21 protein-coding genes are annotated in these 19,154 nt (G+C 69.1%); 7 read left to right on the top strand and 14 right to left on the bottom strand.

Going from position 1 to position 19,154, the window contains the following annotated elements:
• Positions 1-363 precede the first annotated feature (363 nt).
• Genes BFN01_RS11050 through BFN01_RS11035 form a run of 4 tightly spaced genes read left to right on the top strand, consistent with a single transcriptional unit; the run spans position 364 to position 3,362 of the window.
• Positions 364-645: a hypothetical protein gene (locus BFN01_RS11050; protein WP_083428782.1), complete on the top strand. Its 282-nt coding sequence runs from the start codon at positions 364-366 to the stop codon at positions 643-645.
• 10 nt (positions 646-655) lie between these two features.
• On the top strand, positions 656-1,750 hold the full coding sequence (locus tag BFN01_RS11045) for a GNAT family N-acetyltransferase (RefSeq protein WP_071644388.1): 1,095 nt from the start codon (positions 656-658) through the stop codon (positions 1,748-1,750).
• Positions 1,747-2,844 carry a GNAT family N-acetyltransferase gene (locus BFN01_RS11040; protein ID WP_071644381.1) on the top strand — a complete coding sequence of 366 codons (1,098 nt, stop codon included), beginning with the start codon at positions 1,747-1,749 and terminating at the stop codon, positions 2,842-2,844. The genes BFN01_RS11045 and BFN01_RS11040 overlap by 4 nt, the downstream gene beginning before the upstream one ends.
• Positions 2,844-3,362: a GNAT family N-acetyltransferase gene (locus tag BFN01_RS11035; RefSeq protein ID WP_071644379.1), complete on the top strand. Its 519-nt coding sequence runs from the start codon at positions 2,844-2,846 to the stop codon at positions 3,360-3,362. The genes BFN01_RS11040 and BFN01_RS11035 overlap by 1 nt, the downstream gene beginning before the upstream one ends.
• A gap of 9 nt (positions 3,363-3,371) precedes the next feature.
• Here BFN01_RS11035 and mutM read toward each other — a convergent pair whose 3' ends face one another.
• The 6 genes from mutM to BFN01_RS11005 form a co-directional block, all read right to left on the bottom strand.
• Entirely contained in the window at positions 3,372-4,274 is a 903-nt protein-coding gene (gene mutM, locus BFN01_RS11030) for a bifunctional DNA-formamidopyrimidine glycosylase/DNA-(apurinic or apyrimidinic site) lyase (RefSeq protein WP_071644377.1), read from the bottom strand.
• A 6-nt stretch (positions 4,275-4,280) separates the two neighbouring features.
• Positions 4,281-4,973 (bottom strand): ribonuclease III, encoded by a 693-nt coding sequence (gene rnc, locus BFN01_RS11025; protein WP_071644375.1) that lies wholly within the window; start codon positions 4,971-4,973, stop codon positions 4,281-4,283.
• 11 nt (positions 4,974-4,984) lie between these two features.
• Complete coding sequence (gene rpmF, locus BFN01_RS11020; protein WP_040165203.1) at positions 4,985-5,194, bottom strand: 50S ribosomal protein L32; 210 nt, start codon at positions 5,192-5,194, stop codon at positions 4,985-4,987.
• A gap of 2 nt (positions 5,195-5,196) precedes the next feature.
• Positions 5,197-5,691, bottom strand: coding sequence for a DUF177 domain-containing protein (locus BFN01_RS11015; RefSeq protein WP_071644386.1), 495 nt, complete (start codon positions 5,689-5,691; stop codon positions 5,197-5,199).
• Between the two features lie 109 nt (positions 5,692-5,800).
• Positions 5,801-6,298, bottom strand: a complete 498-nt coding sequence (coaD, locus tag BFN01_RS11010) for a pantetheine-phosphate adenylyltransferase (protein WP_071644372.1) — start codon at positions 6,296-6,298, stop codon at positions 5,801-5,803.
• 89 nt (positions 6,299-6,387) lie between these two features.
• Positions 6,388-8,559 (bottom strand): ATP-dependent DNA helicase RecG, encoded by a 2,172-nt coding sequence (locus tag BFN01_RS11005; RefSeq protein ID WP_071644370.1) that lies wholly within the window; start codon positions 8,557-8,559, stop codon positions 6,388-6,390.
• 55 nt (positions 8,560-8,614) lie between these two features.
• Between BFN01_RS11005 and rsmD the strand changes: the two genes are divergently transcribed.
• Positions 8,615-9,190 carry a 16S rRNA (guanine(966)-N(2))-methyltransferase RsmD gene (rsmD, locus tag BFN01_RS11000; protein ID WP_071644383.1) on the top strand — a complete coding sequence of 192 codons (576 nt, stop codon included), beginning with the start codon at positions 8,615-8,617 and terminating at the stop codon, positions 9,188-9,190.
• Positions 9,191-9,208: 18 nt separating this feature from the next.
• Here rsmD and thiL read toward each other — a convergent pair whose 3' ends face one another.
• On the bottom strand, positions 9,209-10,213 hold the full coding sequence (gene thiL, locus BFN01_RS10995; RefSeq protein WP_071644368.1) for a thiamine-phosphate kinase: 1,005 nt from the start codon (positions 10,211-10,213) through the stop codon (positions 9,209-9,211).
• A gap of 23 nt (positions 10,214-10,236) precedes the next feature.
• On the opposite strand from thiL, the gene BFN01_RS10990 reads away from it, so the two are divergent.
• Positions 10,237-10,716 (top strand): DUF3515 family protein, encoded by a 480-nt coding sequence (locus BFN01_RS10990; protein WP_071644366.1) that lies wholly within the window; start codon positions 10,237-10,239, stop codon positions 10,714-10,716.
• A gap of 12 nt (positions 10,717-10,728) precedes the next feature.
• Here the strand turns inward: BFN01_RS10990 and BFN01_RS10985 are convergent, their stop codons facing one another.
• The 7 genes from BFN01_RS10985 to BFN01_RS10955 all read right to left on the bottom strand — a co-directional run bounded on the left by BFN01_RS10985 (position 10,729) and on the right by BFN01_RS10955 (position 18,285).
• Positions 10,729-11,811, bottom strand: a complete 1,083-nt coding sequence (locus BFN01_RS10985; protein ID WP_071644364.1) for a D-alanine--D-alanine ligase family protein — start codon at positions 11,809-11,811, stop codon at positions 10,729-10,731.
• Complete coding sequence (locus tag BFN01_RS10980) at positions 11,717-12,853, bottom strand: NAD(P)H-dependent glycerol-3-phosphate dehydrogenase (RefSeq protein ID WP_071644362.1); 1,137 nt, start codon at positions 12,851-12,853, stop codon at positions 11,717-11,719. The genes BFN01_RS10985 and BFN01_RS10980 overlap by 95 nt, the downstream gene beginning before the upstream one ends.
• On the bottom strand, positions 12,843-13,592 hold the full coding sequence (locus BFN01_RS10975) for a 1-acyl-sn-glycerol-3-phosphate acyltransferase (RefSeq protein WP_071644360.1): 750 nt from the start codon (positions 13,590-13,592) through the stop codon (positions 12,843-12,845). Before BFN01_RS10975 ends, BFN01_RS10980 begins: the two co-directional genes overlap by 11 nt.
• Positions 13,593-13,596: 4 nt before the next feature.
• On the bottom strand, positions 13,597-14,961 hold the full coding sequence (gene murA, locus BFN01_RS10970; protein WP_071644358.1) for a UDP-N-acetylglucosamine 1-carboxyvinyltransferase: 1,365 nt from the start codon (positions 14,959-14,961) through the stop codon (positions 13,597-13,599).
• A 104-nt stretch (positions 14,962-15,065) separates the two neighbouring features.
• Positions 15,066-15,686, bottom strand: coding sequence for a 3-isopropylmalate dehydratase small subunit (leuD, locus tag BFN01_RS10965; RefSeq protein ID WP_071644356.1), 621 nt, complete (start codon positions 15,684-15,686; stop codon positions 15,066-15,068).
• Positions 15,686-17,116, bottom strand: a complete 1,431-nt coding sequence (gene leuC / locus BFN01_RS10960; RefSeq protein ID WP_071644354.1) for a 3-isopropylmalate dehydratase large subunit — start codon at positions 17,114-17,116, stop codon at positions 15,686-15,688. Before leuC ends, leuD begins: the two co-directional genes overlap by 1 nt.
• Positions 17,117-17,298: 182 nt before the next feature.
• A complete protein-coding gene (locus BFN01_RS10955; protein ID WP_071644352.1) occupies positions 17,299-18,285 on the bottom strand; it encodes a TerC/Alx family metal homeostasis membrane protein in 987 nt (328 codons plus the stop codon).
• 229 nt (positions 18,286-18,514) lie between these two features.
• Between BFN01_RS10955 and BFN01_RS10950 the strand changes: the two genes are divergently transcribed.
• The gene (locus BFN01_RS10950) at positions 18,515-19,072 is read left to right on the top strand and encodes an RNA polymerase sigma factor (RefSeq protein WP_071644350.1); all 558 of its coding nucleotides are present in this window, start codon (positions 18,515-18,517) and stop codon (positions 19,070-19,072) included.
• Positions 19,073-19,154: the final 82 nt, after the last annotated feature.

The raw sequence follows: 19,154 nt of genomic DNA, 5'->3' as shown, positions 1-19,154 counted from the left end.
CGCGTCTCGGGGGCGGGGAGATGTTTAAAAGAGACACAAACACCGCCGCATGTTTCTCCCCCCCGCCGCCGATGCGTGCCCCCCGCGCCGCCGCGTGGGTGCCCTCCCCCCTTTCTCAGGGCTAGACCCCCCCCGCCTCTCCCGATCTCTCTGACGCCTCTGTGCGTCTGATCGATGATCGCCGTCGCCGCCTTCCCGGCAGCCGACGCCCGCCCGCATCGCGGGCCACGCCCCGTCAGCATCCTGACGTCTCGGTCGAACCGCGTGTCGGCCGGTCTGTTGCGATACTGCATCCCCGGGCGCCGACTCCGCCGGCAACGGCGGTGGCTTCGCCCAGCCATCACCACAGAAAGCGCACACATCGTGAGCACCGTTCTGCTGACCGATCACCGGCAGCTGTCCACATCCATCCACCCACCGGATACCGAGGGTCGTCAGACCATCAGCATCCCCGACCGAGACGGTCTGCAGCGCCTGACGGCGGCCGACCGGCTCTCCTTCCGAATCGGACTCTGGCTGCTGACGCGCAGCACTCGGGTCCGTGCGACCGCCCCCTCCGCGATCCCGGATCTCGACCGCCGGCCGATCCGCGAGACCGAGGCGATCAACCTGCTGGTCTGGGGCCTGCAGCGCAACATCCTCTGAAAGGCCGATGATGAGCATCTCCCTTCCCGCCGGTGCGACCCTGCGTCCGCTCGAGCTCTCCGCCCGAGCGGACGCGGGGCCGTCCCCCGCAGTGCGTGCCTACGCAGCCGTGCGCAACGAGCTGCTCATCGAGACCACCGGTCGCGATGACGACTGCCTCACCGCGTCCGAACTGCTCTCGATGCTCTCCCCCACTCCCGACCGCGACCGACGTCACTGGACGATCGAACTCGACGGCGACGCTGTCGGGCGCTGCGCGCTCGACATCCTGCGCGACGACGGCGGTGAGACCGGATTCGTGACCGTCGCTCTGCTCCGCCGCGCGTGGGGCCGGGGTATCTGCCCGGCCGCATACGCTGTGATCGAGCAGGCGGCTCGCGATGCGGGGGTGCGCAAGCTGCTCAACTGGTCGGAGCACCACGACGAGGCGACGCCGCTGCCGAGGATCGACTCGCCGACCGGTGCCGGGTCCGCTCCCCTCGACCGCACCGCGCGCTTCCTGCAGCGCACCGGCTTCCGGCTGGAGCAGGTCGAACGCGGGAGCGCGCTGATCTGGGCCGAGAGCGCCGCAGCGCGTCTGGGCGATCTGCGCGACGATGCCGCGGCGCACGCCACTGACTACCGTGTCGTGCAGTGGGCGATGCCGACACCGGACGAGTATGTCGACGGCTACGCCTGGATGAAGTCGCGCATGTCGACCGACGTACCCGATGCGCAGCTCGGCATGCCGGAGGAGATCTGGGACGCCGATCGCCTGCGCCGAGAGGAGTCGCGACTGACGCAGCGCGGCTGGACGCTTCTCGTCACCGCGGCGCAGCACGTCGCCACCGGGGAGCTCTGCGCATTCAACGAGCTCGCCATCGGGCAGGACGACTCTGCGGGCACGCACCAGTTCGACACCCTCGTGCTCGCCGAGCATCGCGGACACCGACTCGGGATGCTCGTGAAGACGGCTGGCCTGCTCGCCTGGCGCGACCGACATCCGCTCTCGCCCCGAGTCACCACATGGAACGCCGAGGAGAACCGGCCGATGCTCTCCATCAACGAAGCCATCGGCTTCGCCCCGATCGCCTACGAGGGCGCCTGGAGAAAGGACCTCGCATGAGCACGACGACGCCGACCGGCACACCCGCACTGTCCATCACCGCACTGACCGTTCCGGAGGCGCTGGACGCTCCCGACGCGGCGGACTTCCACACCTTCGTCGCGCTGAACAACGCCATCTGCCTCAGCGACACGGGATTGCACGACCTGGGTACCACTGCGGAGGAGATGCTGCCGCACTGGCGTGCGACGACCGACTACGTGCAGCGGACGCTGCTCGCCCGCGAGAACGGCGAGATCGTCGGCGCGGTGACCGTCACCCACGCCACCGCCGAGCCCACGAGCGCCGAGATCGACCTGATGGTCATGCCCGCGAACTGGGGGCGCGGCATCGAGCGGGCTCTGCTCTCCGCTGCGGAGAAGGAGGTGCGCGCGCTCGGCCGCAAGGTCATCCAGACCTGGACGCTGCACCGCCCCGACCCCGGCGACGCTCCGCTGGTTCCGAAGACCGGATGGGGGCGGGTGTCGCGCACCCCGCTCGCACAGCTGCTCGTCGATGACGGCTTCACCCTGGAGCAGGTGGAGCGCAACAGCGCCTTCGATCTGCAGGGTGATCCGGCGCCGATCGAGAGGATGCTCGCCGACGCGCTCACGATCGCCGGCGCCGAGTACCGGCTGGTCGAGTGGAGCGTACCCACCCCGCCCGAGCTGCGCGCGGGATACGCCTGGGCGCTGTCGCGCATGTCGACCGACGCCCCCAGCGGAGACCTCGAGGTGGACGAGGAGATCTGGGACGCCGATCGGATCGCGCGGCGCGACGCACGGTTCGTCGAGGGCGGCCAGACCGTCTCGGTCGCCGCCGTCGAGCACGTGCCGACCGGAACACTCGCCGCGTTCAACGAGCTCGTGACCGGCACCGATCCGGAGGGCGTCACGCACCAGTACTGCACGCTGGTGCTGAAGGAGCACCGCGGACACCGACTGGGGCAGATCGCGAAGTGCGCCAACATCCTGCGCTGGCGCGGCATCGCCCCGGGCTCGCCGCGGATCACCACGTTCAACGCGGAGGAGAACCGGCCGATGCTCGACATCAACGAGGCGATGGGCTTCGTGCCCGCCTCGTATGCAGGCGCCTGGCAGAAGAAGCTGGCCTGATGATCCTGCGCACACGACGTCTCGACCTGCGTGAACTGACCGACGACGACCTGCCGGCGCTTCGCGCCATCCTGCAGGACGGCGACACCATGACCGCCTACGAAGGCGCGTTCGACGAGCAGATGGTGCGGTCCTGGCTCAGCCGGATGCGCGAGCGCTACCGCGACGACGGGTTCGGGCTCTGGGCGGTGGTGCTTCGCGAATCCGGACAGATGATCGGCCAGTGCGGACTGACCAGGCAGCACATCCTCGACGAGGACGTGATCGAGGTCGGCTACCTCTTCGATCGCGCGCACTGGCGGCGCGGGTACGCCACCGAGGCGGCGGCCGGGTGCCGTGACCATGCGTTCACGGCCCTCGGTGCTGACCGCGTGTGGGCGCAGGTGCGCGACACGAACATCGCCTCGATGAACGTCGCGATCCGGCTGGGAATGACGGTGCGGGGACGCTTCATCAAGCACTACGGGGGTGTGGACATGCCCCACCTGGCGTTCGCGATCGACCGTCCGGCCGAGTGACCGTCGGGCTCAGCGCCTGCGCTGGCAGCGCGGGCAGTAGTGACTCGAGCGGTTCATGAACGCCTCGCGGCGGATGGGGCCGCCGCAGCGCGGGCACGGCTTACCGCCGCGACCGTAGGCGTTCAAGGAGTGCGCAAAATACCCCGCCTGGCCGTTCACGTTCACGTACTGCGCATCGAAGCTCGTGCCGCCTTCGGCGAGGGCCTTCTCGAGCACGAGGCGCACCTCGGCCATCAGTCGGCGCAGCGCCTGCACCGATATGGCCGTGCCATGCGTCTCGGGGTGGATCCGTGCCGCCCACAGCGACTCGTCGGCGTAGATGTTTCCGATGCCGCTGACCAGCGACTGGTCGAGCAGGATGCGCTTGATCGCGCTGGATCGGCGGCGGATGCGGGTGATGACGTCCCGCTCGTCGAACGCGGGATCGAGCGGATCGCGGGCGATGTGAGCCACCTGCGAGGGCACGAGTGGGTCCGCCGTGCCGTAGCCGCCCGGGGCGGCATCCGGGGTGGGCAGCAGCGCGTCGACGGCCAGCGAGCCGAACGTGCGCTGATCGGCGAAGACGACGGCGAGCACGCCATGACGGGCGTGCTCGACGCGCAGTCGCACCCGCTCGTGCCGCTCGAGCGGGGCATCCGGATCGCGCAGCAGCATCTGCCCGCTCATCCCGAGATGCGCGACGAGGGCCTCGGGCTCCCCCGCACGCTCGTCGAGCGGCAGCCAGAGGAACTTGCCGCGCCGGGCGGCGGCGCGCACCTCACGTCCTTCCAGACGGCCCACGAAGTCGGCGGCGTCGCGTGGATGCCGGGTGAGAGCACGCTCATCGAGGACGTCGACCGAGAGCACGCGCGCTCCGGTGACCGCGGGCGCCAGCCCGTGACGGACGACCTCGACCTCGGGGAGCTCGGGCACGCGGGATCAGACCCGGTCGCTGAGCAGTCGCCACGCCGTGAGCGCGGCTGCCATCTCGGCGGTCTTCTTGCTCGTGCCGACGCCGTCGCATGCCACCTCGCCGACCCGCACGGTCGCCGTGAAGACGCGATTGTGGTCGGGGCCGGCCGACTCGATGGCGTACACGGGCGGAGGCGATCCGAGACGGGCGGCCAGCTCCTGCAGGCTCGTCTTCGGATCCATCGCCGCGCCGTAGCGCTCGGGGTCGGCGAGCAGCGGCTCGGTCAGCCGCAGCACCAGCTCGGTCGCGGCATCCGGGCCGGCAGACAGGAACGTCGCCCCGAAGACGGCTTCCATCGTGTCGGCGAGGATCGAGTCCTTGTCGCGACCACCGGTCTGCTCCTCGCCCCGGCCGAGGCGGAGGTGCTCGCCCAGGCCGATAGCCCGAGCGACCTCGGCGAGGGCGACGGTCGAGACGACGCTCGCGCGCCGCTTGGCCAACTCGCCCTCGTCGAGGTCGGGAAGCGTGGTGAAGAGCATGACGGTCACCGCGAGCCCGAGCACCGAGTCCCCGAGGAACTCGAGCCGCTCGTTGTTCGGGATGCCGCCGTGCTCGTACGCGTAGGAACGATGCGTGAGCGCACGTTCCAGCAGCTCAGGATCGATATCGACGCCGAGCTTCTCGATCAGCGAGGCACGCCCCGTGAGAATCTCGGTCATGACCGATCCGATCAGATGTCTGCGACCTTGCGGCCCTTGTACTCGAGGAACAGCTCGGTGCCCTGCGAGTCGGTGACGACCTTCGCCTGGTGCGGGCGGCTGTAGACGACCTTGCCGTTCTCGACGGTCTTGACCAGCGCGGGAGCCTCGGCCTTCCACTGCGCGCGGCGCGAGCGGGTGTTCGAACGGGAGACCTTGCGCTTCGGGGGGTTACCAGCCATGACTAGCTCTCTTCTTTCTCGGCGGCGTGACTCTCTGCCGCGCCGTCCTGGTCTGTGATCTGTCGGAGCGCGCTCCACCGAGGATCGATGGGAGCAGGGCTCTCTGCACCGGCGCTCTCGGTCAGCCTCTCGCCCGTGTTCGGGTCGAGACCCGGGCAGTCCGGCTGACACACCGGCTGGAATGGAAGCGACAACACGATCGCATCCCTGACCAGAGTTTCAAGATCCACGTGGTCGTCTTGAACTTCGAAGTCAGTTTCTTCCTCACCAGGATACGCGAAAAGCTCCTGGAACTCGACTTCGACAGGCGCAGAGATCTCGGTGAGGCACCGGCCGCACTCTCCGGAGTAGTCCGCGTCGGCCGTTCCCGACACGAGGATCCCCTCGTGCACCGACTCGAGACGCACGTCGAGGTCGAGCGTCTCGCCGGCTTCGACCGAGACGATGCCCTCACCCCACTTCTCGCGGAGGGTCACTTCGAGGCGGTGCTCTCGCATCTCGCCCGGCTTGCGGACGATGTCGCGGACAGGGAGGAAGAAGGGGCCGTTGACTCGGGATTTCACCCCGCCATGCTACCCGCCGCCACGTGGACGCGGGCCGAACGGCTCAGAGCCCGCGTGCTCCGGTGTCGAGGAACGAGGCGACGACGGGCGGCACGAACGGCGAGACATCGCCGCCGAGGGCCGCGACCTGACGCACCAGCGAGCTCGAGACCATCGCGTGCGCCGGATCGGGCAGCAGGAAGACCGTCTCGATGTCGGCCAGGTGACGGTTGACGATCGCCATCGGCGACTCGTAGGCGACATCGACCTGCGATCGGATGCCCTTGACCAGCACACCCGCATCGACATCGCGCGCGTAGTCGACGAGCAGGCCCATGCTCCACGACCCCACGATGACATGCCCGTCGATGCCGGCCTCGGCGATCGACTGCTCGAGCAGACTGAGGCGCTGCGCGATCGGCAGCATCGCCTCTTTGCCGGGGTTGTGCACGACCAGCACGTGCAGCTCATCGTAGAGACGCGCAGCCCGCGAGATCACGTCGAGGTGCCCGAGCGTGGGCGGGTCGAACGATCCGGGAACGACGGCGATCCGAGAATTCACTTCGACTCACTCCGTTCGCTCAGCACAGGCACGTCGACTCACTCCGTTCGCTCAGTACAAGCACGTGCTCAGCCTATGCCACCGCACCCTCAGTTCTTGCTGAGCGCCGCCCGATCGGCGTCGCTCACGCGGCCGGCGATCGCGACGCGCAGACCCGGGTGCGCGACCAGCATGGGGTCGTCCTCCAGGATGCCGGCGGCGACGTCGCGCGCGTAGGCGATGAGCCCGGCATCCTTCACCACCCGAAGCAGGCGCAGCGACGACTTGACGCCCGCCTGCGCTGCCCCCAGCACGTCTCCCTCGCCGCGCAGCTCGAGATCGACCTCCGCCAGCTCGAAGCCGTCGAGCGTGGCGGCCACCGCCTCGACCCGCTCACGCGCGAGGGAACCGCCCTCCGCCTCGGTGACGAGCAGGCAGAGCCCGGGGTGCTCCCCTCGGCCGACGCGGCCGCGCAGCTGGTGCAGCTGCGACACGCCGAATCGATCGGCGTCCATGATGACCATGGTGGAGGCGTTCGGCACGTCGACGCCCACCTCGATCACCGTGGTCGCGATGAGCAGGTCGATCTCGCCGCGCGCGACGGCGCGCATCACGGCATCCTTCTCCTCGGCCGGCATCTTCCCGTGCAGCACCGCACGCCGCACGCCCCCCAGCACCGGATGCGTGGCCAGCAGCTCGTCGAGCTGCACCACCCCCCACCGAGGGCCCTTGCCCTCGACGTCGGGCGGCGGCTGGTCGTCGACCTCGACAGACTCCTTGGTGGTGTCGATCGCCGCGCAGACGGCGAAGACCTGACGCCCGTCCGCGATCTCCTCCGCAGCACGCGCCCACACCCGCTGGAACCACTCCGGATGCTCGGCCAGAGGTGCCACGTGCGTGGTGATGCCGGCGCGTCCGGCGGGCATCGAGCGGATGACCGAGGTGTCGAGGTCGCCGAACACGGTCATCGCGACCGTGCGCGGGATGGGGGTCGCCGTCAGCACGATCGCGTGCGGCGCCGTGCCCTTCGCGCGCAGCATCTCACGCTGCTCGACGCCGAACCGATGCTGCTCGTCGACGACGACGAGAGCCAGGTCGGCGAAGGTCGTCTTCTCGGAGAGCAGCGCGTGCGTGCCGATCACGATGAGCGCCTGACCGGATGCCACGCGCAGGGCGGCCTTGCGCCGTGCCGGCGCCGACATCTGCCCGGTGAGCAGGGTGGGGATGAGCTCGGCGGCCATGCCGGGGCCGAGCATCTTCGTGATCGATCGCAGGTGCTGGGCGGCGAGAACCTCGGTGGGGGCGATGAGCGCGGCCTGTCCCCCGGATTCGGCCGTCTGGAGCATCGCACGCAGGGCGACGAGGGTCTTGCCCGAGCCCACCTCGCCCTGGATCAGGCGGTTCATCGGCCGGTCGGCGCTCAGATCGGCCGCTATCTCCGCACCGACGCGCTGCTGGTCGGGGGTCAGGGTGAAAGACAGGTGAGCGTCGAAGCGCTCGAGCAGACCGCCGGGCTGAGCGACGCGCGGCGTCGCGGTCAGCGAGCGCACCTGGATGCGCTGCTGCAGCAGCGCGGTCTGCAGCACGAGCGCCTCGTGCATCCGCAGCGTGCGCACGGCGGGGTCGATGTCGGCTCGGCGACGAGGGCGGTGGATCGCGTCGAGCGCCTGCCGGGCGGTGAGCAGCCCCTCTCGGGTGCGGATGTCGTCGGAGAGGGGGTCGGGCACATCGCCGAGCTGGTCGAGCACGACGCCGATCAGCTTCGCGATCTGCCAGCTCTGCATCGCAGAGGTCGCCGGGTAGATCGGGATGGGGACGTCCTGCAGAGCGTCCGCCTGACGGTAGGCGCTCTCGGTGTCGTCGAAGAGCTGGTAGTCGGGATGCGCGAACTGCACCCGGTCTTTGAACATCCCGACCTTGCCCGAGAAGATGCCGCGGCGTCCGACCGACAGCTCCTTCCTGCGCCATTCGGCCTGGCCGAGGTTCTTCGCGAAGAACGTCAGAGACATCTGGCCGACGCCGTCGCCGATGACGACCTCGAGCATGGCACCGCGTCGATTGCGCATCTCGCGGGCCGTGGCCGAGATGACCTCGCCGACGATGGTGACGGTCTCGCCGATCGGCAGCTCGAGGATGGGCGTCAGCTCGCCGCGGTCGGCGTACCGCCGCGGATAGTGACCGAGCAGATCGGCGACGCTCGCCATCCGGAACGCCTTCTCGAGGGTCTTGGCCGTGGACGCCCCGACGGCGGTCGTCAACGGCGTGTCGAGCTCGAAGGACATGGTTCGAGTCTAGGGAGCACGGCGGACATCGTCGGCCGTGTCGTATCGTGATCGGGTGACGAGGATCATCGCCGGCGACGCGCGCGGCGCGCGGCTCGACGTGCCGGGCGCCGGCACCCGCCCCACCAGCGACCGGGTGCGCGAGTCGCTGTTCGGGGCGCTCGAGTCGATGGATGCCATCCACGGCGCCCGCGTGCTCGACCTGTACGCCGGCAGCGGTGCTCTCGGACTCGAGGCGTGGAGCCGCGGAGCGCAGCATGTCGAGCTCGTCGAGATCTCCCGGTCGGCCGCGACGGTCGTCGGTCGCAACGTGACCGTGGTCGCCAAGGCGATGGGCGTCCCGCCGGCCGCCCGCGTGCACCAGAGCGCGGTGCGCGCCTTCCTGTCCCGCGCGCGCGGCCCGTTCGACCTCGTGTTCACCGATCCGCCCTACGACCTCGACGATGCCGCGATGACGGCAGACCTGGTCGCGCTGGCTCCGCTGCTCGCGGAGCACGCCGTGGTCGTCATCGAGCGCGGCAAGCGCGCGACACCGCCCGACCTCGATGCTGCCGCGCTCAGCCTGCTGAGGGAGAAGACCTACGGAGACACCCGCGTGTGGTGGGCGCAGCCGGCGGTCGACGGGACCTGACGGATCGCGTGCTGCGGCTCAGCGCGCGTGGTCCCAATCCCGGTACGGATCCCATCCGGTCTCGACGACCGGCTCGCCGTCGACGAGCACCGGTGCCTGCGTGCGCGCGGTCACCGTGCCGATCTGCGCGAACCCGTCGGGCAGCGGGCCCGGAGCGAAGGTGGCCAGCAGGCCGTGGTCCTCTCCCCCGCCCAGCGCGCGCCCGCGGTCACCGTGGAACGCGAGCGCATCCAGCGCCGCGCCGCTGAGTGCGATCGTGACGCCGGAAGCATCCGCCAGACGGGAGGCGTCCAGGGCCAGGCCGTCCGAGAGGTCCATCATGGCCGTGGCGCCGGCATCCGCCGCAGCAGGACCGAGCGCGAGCGGCGGCACCGGACGCAGCTGGCGATCGATCGCGCGTTGCTGCACGTCATCCAGCGACGAGCGATCGAACGGCACGGGGGTCGCGCCCTCGCGGAAGCGGGAGAACAGCAGCCCGAGACCCGCGGCAGCCACACCCAGCTCCCCTGCGAGAGCGACGACATCGCCCGCTCGCGCGCCCGCACGCGTCACCGCTGAGCGCCCGCCGAGATCCCCCAGCGCCGTCACCGCGATCATCAGCAGATCGGACACGGTCAGGTCACCGCCGACGACCGAGCATCCGGGAGCGAGCTGAGCGCAGCACTCGCGGAAGCCGTCGGCCATCGCCTCGACGAACGACAGCCGGGTGTCGGCCGGCACCGCGAGCGACACGAGCAGGGCCGTGGGGACCGCCCCCATCGCGGCGATGTCGGAGAGGTTGACGGCCGCGGACTTCCAGCCCAGGTCGTAGCCGCTCGACCAGGCGAGCCGGAAGTCGGGCCCCTCGACCAGAGTGTCGGCGCTGACGACGACCGACCCGGACGGCGCGGCGATCACCGCCGCGTCATCGCCGGGACCGAGCACGGCATGCGCGGCCGGCGCGGTCCGAGCGAGGATGGCTCGCAGCACCGTCCCTTCCGAGATGTCGCCGATGCGCGGGTCGTCGTCGGAACCGGATGCCATGCCGACAACGGTAGCCTGGAATCATGCTCCGCCGTCTCGCCCTGATCACCGGTGCGGCCGCGATGCTCGCCCTCACCGGCTGCTCCAGCACCGTCGCCCTCACGCCGGCCGAGGACGCGAACAACCCCGCCTGCGCGGAAGTCACGGTGCGCCTGCCGCAGAGCGTCGCCGGGCAGGATCGCCGCTGGACCGACGCTCAGGCGACCGGCGCGTACGGCGAGGACGGCAGGACGAGCGTCATCCTGACCTGCGGCGTCGCCGTGCCCGGTCCGACCGCCGATCTGCAGTGCGTCACGCTGGAGGGCATCGACTGGCTGGTCGACGAGTCCGACGCGCCCAGGATGCGCATGACCACCTATGGCCGAAACCCCGCGGTGCAGGTCTTCGTCGACACCGAGATCGTCAGCGCCAACGACGTGCTCACGAGTTCCGGCATCGTGTCGGGCGTGCGGATGATCGAGTCCGACGGTGCCTGCACCGCGCCCGACGAACTGCCCGGGTAGGCCTCGCCGCGATCAGCGGCGCAGCCCGCCCTCGATCAGCTCGGTGATCAGCTCGCCGTAGCTCATTCCCGACGCGATCCAGCACTTCGGGAACATCGAGATCGGGGTGAACCCCGGCATGGTGTTCAGCTCGTTCACGACGATCTCGCCGTCGGCGGTGAGGAACACGTCCACCCGCGCGAGGCCCTTGCCGTCGACGGCCTCGAACGCGCGCACGCCGACCCGCTGCACGGCCGCGATCTCGGCATCCGACATCTCCGCCGGGCAGACGACGTCGACGCCGTCGCCGCCGAGGTACTTGCCCTCGAAGTCGTAGAAGCCGCGCGACGTGAGCACGATCTCACCGGGAAGCGATGCGCGCACGCCGTCCGCGGTCTCGAGGATCGCGACCTCGATCTCCCTGCCGACGATGCCGGTCTCGACGAGCACCTTCTCGTCCTCCGCGAAGGCCACCTCGAGAGCCGCATCGAGCTCGCCGAGGCTCTCGACCTTCGAGACGCCGACGCTGGACCCTGCCCGCGCGGGCTTGACGAACAGCGGCAGGCCGAGTTCGGCGATCGCCGCACGCAGCGACGCCGAGTCCTGCCGCCAGGCACGCTGCCTGACGGTCACCCACGGAGAGACGGCGATGCCGTCGGATTCGAGCGCGACCTTCATGAAGTGCTTGTCCATGCACATCGCCGAGTCGAGCACTCCGCCGCCGGCGTAGGGGATCTCGAGGATGTCGAAGAAGCCCTGGATCGTGCCGTCCTCGCCGTGCGTGCCGTGCAGGATCGGCAGCACGACATCGACGACGCCGAGCTCGACCGCGGAGCCGTCGGGAACGATCACGCGCAGAACCCGGTCGCCGCCGGCTTCAGGCCAGCGGATGCGGGTGCCGTTGTCGATCACCTCGGGCATGCTCTGCGCATCGAGGGCGAACTTCGCGGGATCATCCTGCTCGAGCACGAAGGCGCCGTCGCGCGTGATTCCGACCGGGATCACGTCGTAGCGATCGCGGTCAATCGCCGCCAGCACCCCTCCCGCCGTGGCGGAACTGATCGAATGCTCGCTGGAACGCCCGCCGAAGAGCACCACCACCGTCTGCTTGTCCATGTTTGGTCATCTCCTCCTGGGGAGTGTCGTCGTCGGTGGTGAGGTGCGGTGCGATGTCGCGCGGGTCCATGCGCCCGTCGAGCACCATCTTCACCTGCTCGACGATGGGCATGTGCACTTCTGACTCGTGCGCGAGCTGAAGGATCGGGGCGACGGATGCCAGGCCTTCGGCTGTCTGGTTCATCTGCTTCACGACGTCGTGGAAGTCGTAGCCCTGACCGAGCAGCCGGCCGGCGGTGTTGTTGCGGCTGAGCGGCGACTGGCACGTCGCGATGAGGTCGCCGAGTCCGGCCAGGCCCTGCAGCGTCTCGGGGCGGGCCCCGTTCGCGACGGCGAAGTCGGTCATCTCGACCAGGCCGCGGGTGATGATCGACGCCTTGGTGTTCTCGCCGTATCCGACGCCGTCGACGATCCCGATCGCGACGGCGATGAGGTTCTTCAGCACCCCGCCGAACTCGGTGCCGATCACGTCGGTGTTCACGAACGACCGGAAGTAGCGGTTGCGGGCCGTGCGCGCCACGGCATCCGCCGTCTCCTGGCTTCGAGAGGCGATCACGGCGGCGGTGGGCTGCTCGCGCGCGATCTCGAGCGCGAGGTTGGGTCCGGATGCCACGGCGATCCGATCCGGATCGCACCGCAGCTCCTGCTCGATCACCTGGCTCATCCGAAGACCCGACGAGCGCTCCACGCCCTTCATCAGGCTGATGATCGGGATGTCCCGGCCGGCGAGCAGCGGGCGTAGCGCCTTCAAGTTCTCACGCAGCGTCTGACTGGGCACAGACAGGTACACCTGCTCGGCGCCGTCGAGGGCGTGGGCGAGCTCGTGCGTGGCGTCGATGCTGCGGGGCAGGTTGATGCCGGGCAGGTACTTCGAGTTGCGCTTGGCCTCGGCGATCTCGTGCGCGAGCTCGGGCCGACGCGCCCACATGGTGACGTGCGCGCCGCCGTCGGAGAGGATCTTGCCGAAAGTGGTGCCCCAGCTGCCGGCGCCCACGACGGCTGCGCGGACCCCGGACGGCTGCAGCGAGCGCTTATGACTCAAGACGCCCCGTCTCCTTCTGTCCGTGATCGCCCGGGTTCCAGCGCTTCTCCGGCGCCTTCTCGTCGCGCAGCTCCTCGAGCAGGGCGGTGATGGCGGCCATCAGACGCTCGGTCGCGATGCTGAGCACGCCGGGGTCGCCTGCGCGGCCGCGCAGGTCGGACAGATCCACCGGATCGCCGATCAGCACCCGCACGGGCCTGCGGGGCGGCCAGACGCTGAGCCCCTTCTGGTAGCGCCCCATGATCTGCTGGGTGCCCCATTGGGCCATCGGGATGAGCGGGATGTCGCCGGTCAGCGCGAGGCGCACCGCCCCCGACTTCCCGCGCATCGGCCACATCTCGGGATCCCGGGTGAGCGTTCCCTCCGGGTACACGATGACGCCGCGGCCGTTCTCGACGAGGTCGCGGGACTGCGTGAGCGTCTGCTTCGCACTCGATGCCGACGAGGTGCGGGCGACGGGGATCATTCCCGTCTTCCGCAGGATCCAGCCGAGCACCGGAACGCGGAACAGGCTGTCCTTCGCCATGAACCGCGGCAGACGCCCGGAGCGGTACACCGCGACCGCGACGATCAGCGGGTCGAACTCGGAGTAGTGGTTCGGCGCCAGCACGAAGGCGCCCGTGCGGGGCAGCTTCTCTGCACCGCTGACGGTGATCTTCGCCAGCAGCGACACGGGCGGGATGACGATCGCCGCGAGCGGCCAGAAGATACTGGGACGGCTGCGTTCTGTTGCGGCCATCAGCTCACCGGACGACGTCGAAGTCCGCGCCCAGGGCGCGGAGCTTGTCGAGGAACTTCTCGTAGCCGCGGCTCAGGATGTCGATTCCCGAGACCTGCGACTCGCCTTCCGCCGTGAGGGCGGCGATCACGTGGCTGTAGCCGCCGCGCAGATCGGGAACCACGATGTCGGCCGCGTGCAGGGGCGTGGGGCCGGTGATGACCGCCGCCTGCTCGAGCTCCCGCCGCGGCACGCGACGGGGTCCGTCCTGCAGACCGTGCGGGTGCACCTCGATGTCGGCACCCATCTTCACCAGCGCCTGAGTGAACCCGAAGCGGTTCTCGTAGACCGTCTCGTGCACGATCGAGCGCCCCGGCGCCTGGGTCAGCGCCACGATCAGCGGCTGCTGCCAGTCGGTCATGAACCCGGGGTGCACGTCGGTCTCGACGATGACGGGCTTGAGCTCGCCGCCACGGCGGAAGAGGATGCCGTCCTCCTGCACGTCGAACCACCCGCCGGCCTTGCGGAAGACGTTGAGGAAGGTGAGCATCTCCTGCTGCTTGGCGCCGGCGACGAAGATCTCGCCGTCGGTGGCCAGCGCGGCGCACGCCCACGACGCGGCCTCGTTGCGGTCGAAGATCGCGCGGTGGTCGTAGCCGCGCAGGGTCTCCACGCCCTCGATGAGGATCACACGGTTCGGCTCGTACGAGATGATGGCGCCCATCTTCTGCAGCACGGCGATGAGGTCCATGATCTCGGGCTCGATGGCGGCGTTGCGCAGCTCGGTCACGCCCTCCGCGCGCACGGCCGTCAGCAGCACCTGCTCGGTCGCGCCGACGCTCGGGTACGGCAGGTGGATGTTCGCACCCTTCAGACCGTTCGGGGCCGACAGCCGGATGCCGCTCGGCTGCTTCTCCACGACCGCCCCGAACTTGCGCAGCGCGTCGAGATGGAAGTCGATGGGCCGGTCGCCGATCCGACATCCGCCGAGGTCGGGGATGAACGCCTGACCGAGACGGTGCAGCAGCGGGCCGCAGAACAGGATCGGGATGCGCGACGCGCCGGCGTGCGCATCGATCTCTTCGTAGTGGGCCGATTCGACATCGCTCGGGTCGAGGATCAGCGATCCCGGCTCGTCGCCCTCGGTGACGGTGACGCCGTGGACCTCGAGCAGCGAGCGCACCACGGCGACGTCGCTGAGCGCGGGGACGTCGCGCAGCGTGCTCGCGGTCTCGCCGAGCAGCGTCGCGACCATCGCCTTCGTCGCCAGGTTCTTGGCTCCCTTGACGTCGACGCGCCCGCGCAGCGGTCTGCCGCCGCGGATCGCGAGGACGGATCCGGCTGGAGCCGCCACCCGGTCGTCTACAGCAACTCGCGGCGATGTCGTCATTCGGGCCTCATCTTCCTCAGGACATCACGGCGTTCGCCGCGATGTCTTTCTCTCTCACGGCGGATGCCGCAGGGCTTGTGGCCCCCGGCCCACGATGTTCCGCCCTATCGGACTGGAAGGGTACGTGGCCGCCACGACTCGCGACGGGCCTCGAACTGCGCGATCTTGTCTTCGTTGCGCAGGGTGAGCCCGATGTCATCGAGCCCTTCGAGGAGCCGCCATCTAGTGTAATCGTCGATCCCGATGGAGGCCTGGAAGACAGCCTCGGAGGCGGGGGTCGCGCCGGGCACGGTCACCGTGCGGGCCTCGAGATCGACCGTGACCGGTCGACCAGGCTGCTCGTCGATCAGCTCCCAGATCCGCTCGATGTCGGCGTCGTCGACGGTCGCGGCGAGCAGGCCCTGCTTGCCCGAGTTGCCGCGGAAGATGTCGGCGAAGCGCGACGACAGCACGACCTTGAATCCGAAGTCGCGCAGCGCCCAGACGGCGTGCTCGCGGCTGGATCCGGTGCCGAAGTCGGGCCCGGCGACCAGCACGGATGCGCCCTGGTACGGCGCCTGGTTGAGCACGAACTCCGGATCCTGACGCCATCCGTGGAACAGGGCGTCCTCGAAGCCCGTCTTGGTGACCCGCTTGAGGAACACCGCCGGGATGATCTGATCGGTGTCGACGTTCGAGCGCTTCAGCGGAGCGGCGATGCCGGTGTGGGTGGTGAACTTCTCCATCAGATGCTCGCTTCCAGGTCTGCGGGGCTCGACAGCGTGCCTCGGATCGCGGTCGCGGCGGCGACCAGCGGCGAGACGAGGTGGGTGCGGCCGCCCTTGCCCTGACGTCCCTCGAAGTTGCGGTTCGACGTCGACGCACAGCGCTCCCCCGGGGCGAGCTGGTCGGGGTTCATGCCCAGGCACATCGAGCATCCGGCGAAGCGCCACTCGGCACCGAACGCCTCGACGATCTTGTCAATCCCCTCGGCCTCCGCCTCGAGGCGCACGCGTGCGGAGCCGGGAACGACCATGACGCGAACGCCGTCGGCCTTCTTCTTCCCGTCGATGATCGACGCGAAGGCGCGCAGGTCCTCGATGCGGCTGTTCGTGCAGGAGCCCATGAAGACGGCGTCGACCTTCACCTCCTTCAGCGGGGTGCCGGGGGTGAGGTCCATGTACTCGAGCGCACGCTCGGCGGCGGCGCGCTCGTTGGCATCGGCGATCGCGGCCGGGTCGGGCACGGACGACGACAGCGAGCTGCCCTGGCCCGGGTTGGTGCCCCAGGTGACGAACGGCTCCAGCTGATCGGCGTCGATGAACACCTCGGCGTCGAATGTCGCGCCCTCGTCCGTCGGCAGCGTGCGCCAGTAGGCGACCGCGTCGTCCCAGTCCTGCCCCTGCGGGGCGTGCGGCTTGTCCTTGACGTATGCGAACGTGGTCTCGTCGGGGGCGACCATGCCCGCTCGGGCCCCCGCCTCGATCGACATGTTGCAGATCGTCATGCGGCCCTCCATCGACAGAGCCCGGATGGCGCTGCCGCGGTACTCGAGCACGTACCCCTGCCCGCCGCCGGTGCCGATCTTCGCGATCACGGCGAGGATGATGTCCTTCGCGGTGACGCCGGGTCGCAGGGTGCCCTCGACGTTGACGGCCATGGTCTTGAACGGTTTGAGCGGCAGCGTCTGGGTGGCCATGACGTGCTCGACCTCGCTGGTGCCGATGCCGAACGCCATCGCGCCGAACGCGCCGTGGGTGGAGGTGTGCGAGTCACCGCAGACCACCGTGATGCCAGGCATCGTGAGACCGAGCTGCGGGCCGACCACGTGCACGATGCCCTGCTCGGCGTCTCCGAGCGAGTGCAGTCGCACGCCGAACTCCGCCGCGTTGCGCCGCAGCGTCTCGATCTGCGTGCGGCTGGTGAGGTCGGCGATCGGCTTGTCGATCGCGAGGGTGGGGGTGTTGTGGTCTTCGGTCGCGATCGTCAGATCGAGCCGGCGAAGCGGGCGGCCCTCGGCGCGCAGCCCGTCGAACGCCTGCGGGCTGGTGACCTCGTGCACCAGGTGGAGGTCGATGTAGATGAGGTCGGGCTCGCCGTTCTCGCCCTTGACGACGAGGTGATCGTTCCAGACCTTCTCGGCCAGGGTGCGCGGCGCTGCTGTGCTGCTGGTCATGCGGTGTGTTCCTTAGATGGCTCGAAGAGTCGGCCCATGATGGACTCCGCGACGAGGAAGGCCTTAGATCGAGGTCCCGTCGCGGCTGCTAAGAAGAAGAACCACCCGCCGCATGCCGGTCAGTTTACACGGCGGCGACGGGTGGCCCTCCGGTGTGTTTCACACTGCGGAACCGGTCGAGCTCAGCTCTCGACGGCTGCTCTCCTGTCACGTCGCGATGCGACCAGGCTGGCGATGGTGGCCACGGCCATCGAGGAGAAGATCACGCCGAGCGAGACCCAGTTGTTGATGTCGGGAGCCCACTCGATCGGCTGCCCGTTGTTGATGAACGGCAGCTCGTTCTCGTGCATGGCGTGCAGGATCAGCTTGACGCCGATGAACGCGAGGATGAAGGCCACTCCGTAATGCAGGTAGCGCAGGCGGTCGAGCAGGTCGCCGAGCAGGAAGTAGAGCTGGCGCAGACCCATCAGCGCGAACAGGTTCGCGGTGAACACGATGAACGGGTTGGTCGTGACGCCGAAAATGGCCGGGATGGAATCCACCGCGAACATCAGATCGGTGACGCCGAGCGAGACGAAGACGATGAGCATCGGGGTGAAGATCTTGCGTCCGCCCACCACGGTGCGCAGCTTCGGTCCGTCGTACTCGTCGCTGATCGGGATGACGCGGCGGATCTGACGGACGATGAAGTTCTCGGTCTTCGCGTCCTCCTGCTCCTTGTCGGGCATGGCCTGACGGATCGCGGTGAAGACGAGGAACGCGCCGAAGATGTAGAAGATCGGGCTGAGATGCTCGACGGCGGCGCCGACGATGAGGATGAAGATCGCGCGCAGGATCAGCGCGATGATGATGCCGACCATCAGCGCCTCCTGCTGATAGCGACGCGGCACCGAGAACTGCGTCATGATCAGCACGAAGACGAACAGGTTGTCGATCGAGAGGCTGTACTCCATCGCCCAGCCGGTGAGGAAGTCGAGCGACGACTTCGTGTCACCGAAGAAGAACAGCGTTCCGGCGAAGATCAGGGCGAGCGCGACGTAGAACGCCACCCAGAGGCTGGATTCCTTGGTCGAGGGGATGTGCGGCCGCTTGAGGATGAGCAGGAGATCCGCGATGAGGATCACGGTGAGCACGATGAGGGACGTGACTTCGAACCAGACGGGAATCAAAGGACGGGTGCCTTTCGGAGGGTGCGGTGAATGCCGAAAGTCTCTCCCCGCATGTGTGACATGCGTCACGCGGCCGGAGCAGCTTTGATGGTGCTCGTGATGACGATCCGCGCGATGTCGGGATACTCCCCCTCGCTGAATCGATCGTAGCGGATTCTGAGACGGTCGCCTGTTCCGCGACACCTTCATATGAGAGACACTCAGAGAGGCGACGGCGAACGGAAGAGGCATGCCGAACAGCACGCAGGACCGCGAGTGGGCCGCTCGAGCCGCATCGGGTGATCAGGATGCGTTCCGAGCCATCTACCGCGCCCACGTGCGCCCCGTCTACTGGATCGCGCACGGGCTCCTCGGCTCGCCCTCCGACGCCGAGGACGTCGTGCAGGAGACGTTCGTGGTCGCCTGGCGCAAGCTGCCCGGCCTCGAGCTGGCCGGCGAGTCGCTGCTGCCGTGGCTCGCGACCATCTGCCGCTTTCAGGCGGCGAATCGCCTGCGACGGCTGCGCCGCGACAGCATGAACACCGCGGATGCCGTCGACGACACGCTTCCCGGCACGGTGTGCGTCGAGGACCAGGTCATCGCGGCGTCGCTCGCGGAGCGGATCGCGGCGGAGGTTCAGCGACTCGGCGACACCGATCGGGAGATCTTCCAGCTGTGCGCGGTGGAGGGCTACGCCTACGAGGCCGCCGCCGCGCAGCTGGGGGTGAGCCACGCTGCCGTTCGCAACCGTCTCTCCCGGGTGCGTTCGCGACTTCGCGGCGCGGTGAAGGAAGTGAGAGACGCATGAACGAGCAGAACGGGCTGCCGCGGCTGAGCGACGAGAGCATCGCGGATATGGAGCAGACCATCTTCGATCGGATCGCCCGCGA

Source organism: Microbacterium sp. AR7-10 (genome assembly GCF_001878835.1).
GTDB lineage: Bacteria > Actinomycetota > Actinomycetes > Actinomycetales > Microbacteriaceae > Microbacterium > Microbacterium commune.
This window is presented reverse-complemented; position numbering and strand designations above follow the sequence as displayed.

Excerpts from the sequence above, each read along its gene's own strand:
- leuC (WP_071644354.1), bottom strand. The coding sequence starts at position 17,116 with ATGACCAGCAGCACAGCAGCGCCGCGCACCCTGGCCGAGAAGGTCTGG.
- leuD (WP_071644356.1), bottom strand. The coding sequence starts at position 15,686 with ATGGAGAAGTTCACCACCCACACCGGCATCGCCGCTCCGCTGAAGCGC.
- BFN01_RS11040 (WP_071644381.1), top strand. The coding sequence starts at position 1,747 with ATGAGCACGACGACGCCGACCGGCACACCCGCACTGTCCATCACCGCA.
- thiL (WP_071644368.1), bottom strand. The coding sequence starts at position 10,213 with ATGGCATCCGGTTCCGACGACGACCCGCGCATCGGCGACATCTCGGAA.
- BFN01_RS10990 (WP_071644366.1), top strand. The coding sequence starts at position 10,237 with ATGCTCCGCCGTCTCGCCCTGATCACCGGTGCGGCCGCGATGCTCGCC.
- BFN01_RS11035 (WP_071644379.1), top strand. The coding sequence starts at position 2,844 with ATGATCCTGCGCACACGACGTCTCGACCTGCGTGAACTGACCGACGAC.
- rpmF (WP_040165203.1), bottom strand. The coding sequence starts at position 5,194 with ATGGCTGGTAACCCCCCGAAGCGCAAGGTCTCCCGTTCGAACACCCGC.
- BFN01_RS10985 (WP_071644364.1), bottom strand. The coding sequence starts at position 11,811 with ATGGACAAGCAGACGGTGGTGGTGCTCTTCGGCGGGCGTTCCAGCGAG.
- murA (WP_071644358.1), bottom strand. The coding sequence starts at position 14,961 with ATGACGACATCGCCGCGAGTTGCTGTAGACGACCGGGTGGCGGCTCCA.
- BFN01_RS11015 (WP_071644386.1), bottom strand. The coding sequence starts at position 5,691 with ATGCGAGAGCACCGCCTCGAAGTGACCCTCCGCGAGAAGTGGGGTGAG.
- BFN01_RS10975 (WP_071644360.1), bottom strand. The coding sequence starts at position 13,592 with ATGGCCGCAACAGAACGCAGCCGTCCCAGTATCTTCTGGCCGCTCGCG.
- BFN01_RS11005 (WP_071644370.1), bottom strand. The coding sequence starts at position 8,559 with ATGTCCTTCGAGCTCGACACGCCGTTGACGACCGCCGTCGGGGCGTCC.
- BFN01_RS11045 (WP_071644388.1), top strand. The coding sequence starts at position 656 with ATGAGCATCTCCCTTCCCGCCGGTGCGACCCTGCGTCCGCTCGAGCTC.
- BFN01_RS10950 (WP_071644350.1), top strand. The coding sequence starts at position 18,515 with ATGCCGAACAGCACGCAGGACCGCGAGTGGGCCGCTCGAGCCGCATCG.
- rnc (WP_071644375.1), bottom strand. The coding sequence starts at position 4,973 with ATGACCGAGATTCTCACGGGGCGTGCCTCGCTGATCGAGAAGCTCGGC.